Raw genomic sequence first — 3,801 nt, forward strand, 5'->3', positions numbered from 1 at the left:
GTCGGGATCAGTGTCGACAGATGCGAATCCCAGTCGTCGATCCAGTCGATACGGAATTTTCGATCCGGCGCGGCCCGCCGCATGGCGGTCGAAGTCAGACGGATCAGGAACCCGCCCCCGGTCAGCCCTTCATCGGCAAACGGGTACCAGTCCCCGCCGGTCAGGAACTTGATCGTCGGTTTGTATTCACCAACGTCGACGCTCTCGTCGTATCCGGTACGGCTTTCATCCGCTGCAAGTTCGGGCAGAGCCGCATCAACGGTCTTGCGGCCATCCTTACAGGGGATCACCAGTTGCGTCCCGGCGATCAGCTTGTTGGGATTGTCGATCGAACTGGAGTTCACGTTGAACAGCGTCTGATAATCGAGAACCCCATAGGCAGCGACCGAGATCGAACCCAGCGTATCACCTTCCTTGACCGTATAGGTCGAACACTCTTCCTGCGCGGCGGCCGAACCCGCCGCGAGAATTGTTAGCAGGCCAATGGCCCCGACCTGACGGATGACAGAGTCGCATTTCATCATATTTCTCCTTCACGCTTGCTCTCGCACGCGATCACTCATCTTTCTGGGTGCATCACTCTATGTTATTATTCATGCGTCGTATTTATACGGCACCAGCTTCCGCAGGTGATTTCCCTATCAACAACAATGTCGTTTTTGACTTAAATATTGTCCATTTTAGGGCAATATCTGTTCTCGCCCTGCCTTTTTGATCATATTGGCCAGATGATGGACAATAGCTGCCGAGACGTTCAACCTTCAGGTCCGGAGGACCGCCCAATGCCGACAAGCCGCAAAATCATTATCGACACCGATCCCGGCCAGGACGATGCCGTCGCCATCCTTCTTGCGCTGGCATCGCCGGAACTGGATGTCGTGGGGATTACCACGGTTGCGGGCAATGTCCCGCTGGCGCTGACCTCGAAGAATGCATGTATCGTCTGCGAACTTGCCGGGCGGCCTGATATTCCGGTCTATGCCGGTTGCGAATCCCCGCTGGTCCGCCCGCTGGTTACTGCGGAATATGTGCACGGCAAGAGCGGGCTCGATGGTATCGCCCTGCCCGATCCGGACATGCCGCTGGCCGATGGCCATGCCGTCGACTTCCTGATCGAGACGCTGCGCAAGGAACCGGTCGGCAGCATCACACTCTGCCCGATCGGCCCTCTGACCAACATCGCCACAGCGTTACGGCAAGCGCCCGACATAGCCCCCCGCATCGCCGAGATCGTGCTGATGGGCGGGGCCTATTTCGAGGTCGGCAATGTGACGCCCGCGGCCGAATTCAACATCTATGTCGATCCGGAAGCCGCCGATATCGTTTTCAAATCCGGCGTGCCGCTCATTGTCATGCCGCTTGACGTCACGCATAAGGTACTGACGACGCGGGCGCGGGTCGAGGCGTTCCGGGGCCTTGGCACAAAAGTCGGACATGCGGTGGCAAGCTGGACCGATTTTTTCGAACGCTATGACATGGCGAAATACGGATCGGAGGGCGCGCCCCTGCACGATCCCTGCACCATCGCCTATCTTCTGCAACCCGACCTCTTCACCGGCCGCCATGTCAATGTGGAGATCGAGACCGAGGGACGCTTTACCACCGGCATGTCCGTCGCCGACTGGTGGCGGGTCTCGAAACGCGAGGCCAATGCGATGTTCATCGGCAATGTAGATGCGGAAGGGTTCTATACGCTCCTGACCGAAAGGCTCGCCCGTCTTTGAGGACTATTCGCAGGTAAGGTGGGTTTAAACCCACCTTACTTTATCAAACAGGTTCAATTGCCATGACCGGGATTCCGTAAGGTGGGTTTAAACCCACCTTACTCATGGCGAGGGCTTTGCTTTCCCAGCCGCGCCCCCTATCTTTCCCTTAAAGCGTTTCAAGTTCCAGTTGAAACAACAAGCATCAGAATCCGAACGAAAAAACTTTGAATTCTGATCCGACGCACACTCGAAACGCTCTGGGAGCGCCGATGACCCTGACCTTTCCCTTCGACAACAGCTATGCCCGCTTGCCGGACCGGTTCTATGCCCGCCAGACGGCTGTCCCGGTGCGGGAACCGGGGCTGATAGCGATCAATGCCGGTCTTGCGCGCGCGCTGGGGCTCGACCCCGATGCCCTGACCACAGCCGAAGCCATTACCGCCTTTGCTGGCAACGCAACGCTTGAAGGCGCCGAACCCTTGGCGCAGGCCTATGCCGGGCATCAGTTCGGCGGCTGGTCGCCACAGCTTGGCGACGGGCGGGCGCTGCTTCTGGGCGAAATCCTTGCCCCGGACGGGCGGCGCTTCGACCTTCAGCTCAAGGGCTCGGGCCCCACACCCTTTTCGCGGCGCGGCGACGGGCGGGCCTGGATCGGGCCGGTGATCCGCGAATATATCGTCTCTGAGGCGATGGCGGCGCTTGGCTTGCCAACGACCCGCGCCCTTGCCGCGGTGACAACGGGCGAGCCGGTCTGGCGCGAAACTGCCCTGCCCGGCGCGGTTCTGGTTCGGGTTGCCGCCAGCCATATCCGCGTCGGCACCTTCCAGTATTTCGCCGCAAGGCAGGATACCGAAGCATTACAACTTCTGACCGATCACGTCATCGCCCGCCACTATCCCGATGCCAAAACCCCGCTTGATCTGCTCGACGCCGTCACCGCCGCGCAGGCCCGCCTGATCGCGGGCTGGATGAGTTTCGGCTTCATCCACGGGGTGATGAACACCGACAATATGGCGATTTCGGGCGAGACAATCGATTATGGGCCTTGCGCCTTCATGGATGCCTATGATCCCCAGAAGGTGTTTTCCTCCATCGACCAGCAAGGCCGCTATGCCTATGGCAACCAGCCGCGCATCGCGGTCTGGAACCTTGCGCAATTCGCCTCGTGCCTGCTACCTTTGATGGGCGAAGAGGAACCTGCGATTGAGGCCGCGACCGCTGCGATCAACCGCTTTCCCGATCTTTATGAGGCCGAATGGCTGAAACGCTTCCGCCCCAAGATCGGCCTTGCGACGGAGGAGGATGGCGACGCCGCGCTGATCGAGGCGCTGCTGACGCGGATGGCGCAAGGCGGGGCCGATTTTACCCGCACGTTCCGGGGACTAGGCGACCGAAGCGCCGCGGTCGAATTCGCGGATCCCGAAGCGTTCGAAAGCTGGGCCCGCGACTGGCATGCCCGCACCGCGCGCGAAGCCAATCCGGTCGCCACGATGCGCGCGGTCAACCCCGCCTTCATCCCCCGCAATCACCGGGTCGAGGAAGCGATCCGGGCCGCCGTCACCGGCGATTACGCCCCTTTCCACCGGCTGAACGCGATCCTTTCCCACCCCTTCGACGATCAGCCTGACGCGGCCGCATATCGTGCAGCCCCGGAGGCGGAAGAGGTCGTCACCCGCACCTTCTGCGGCACCTGACGAAACGCCCCCCTCAGCGGCGGAACTTGCGGAAGAACTGCCGGTTCTTCTGAACGAATTCCTGCAAGAGACCCGTCAGCCCGCCCAGCTCCAGCCGCTTGAGATAGAAGAACCCGGCCAGCGCCCCGATACCCGCGCCGAACGTATTGACGATGAGATCGCCCATCGTATCGGGCAGCCCGGATTTCTGCATGTTCAGCCCAAAGGCCTGATCCATGGCAAATTCGAAAATCTCCCACAGCGTGCCGATCGACAGGGCAAAGCAGAAGCTGGCAAAGGCCACCGCCCAGGCCGGGGCGGCATAGCGGTCGCCCTCGAACAGCATGAAGACGAAGAGAAAGCCCACCAGCCCAAAGGCGATGGCCGAACCGCCGTGAAGCGCCAGATCCCACCACCAGAAC

At 60.7% G+C, this 3,801-nt stretch carries 3 protein-coding genes and 1 pseudogene; 2 read left to right on the forward strand and 2 right to left on the reverse strand.

Annotation, left to right across the window (positions count from 1 at the left end; genetic code table 11):
• Positions 1-521: LysM peptidoglycan-binding domain-containing protein (locus WBB85_RS07255; protein ID WP_432637955.1), on the reverse strand; the 521-nt coding region annotated here is incomplete at its 3' end.
• A 261-nt stretch (positions 522-782) separates the two neighbouring features.
• Here WBB85_RS07255 and WBB85_RS07260 point away from each other — a divergent pair.
• Positions 783-1,724, forward strand: a complete 942-nt coding sequence (locus WBB85_RS07260) for a nucleoside hydrolase (protein WP_432637956.1) — start codon at positions 783-785, stop codon at positions 1,722-1,724.
• A 251-nt stretch (positions 1,725-1,975) separates the two neighbouring features.
• Positions 1,976-3,400: a protein adenylyltransferase SelO gene (locus WBB85_RS07265; protein ID WP_432637957.1), complete on the forward strand. Its 1,425-nt coding sequence runs from the start codon at positions 1,976-1,978 to the stop codon at positions 3,398-3,400.
• 13 nt (positions 3,401-3,413) lie between these two features.
• Here WBB85_RS07265 and WBB85_RS07270 read toward each other — a convergent pair.
• Positions 3,414-3,801: pseudogene (locus WBB85_RS07270) on the reverse strand (hypothetical protein); the annotation flags it as partial.

Source organism: Albidovulum sp. (genome assembly GCF_049646345.1).
Lineage (GTDB): Bacteria > Pseudomonadota > Alphaproteobacteria > Rhodobacterales > Rhodobacteraceae > Albidovulum.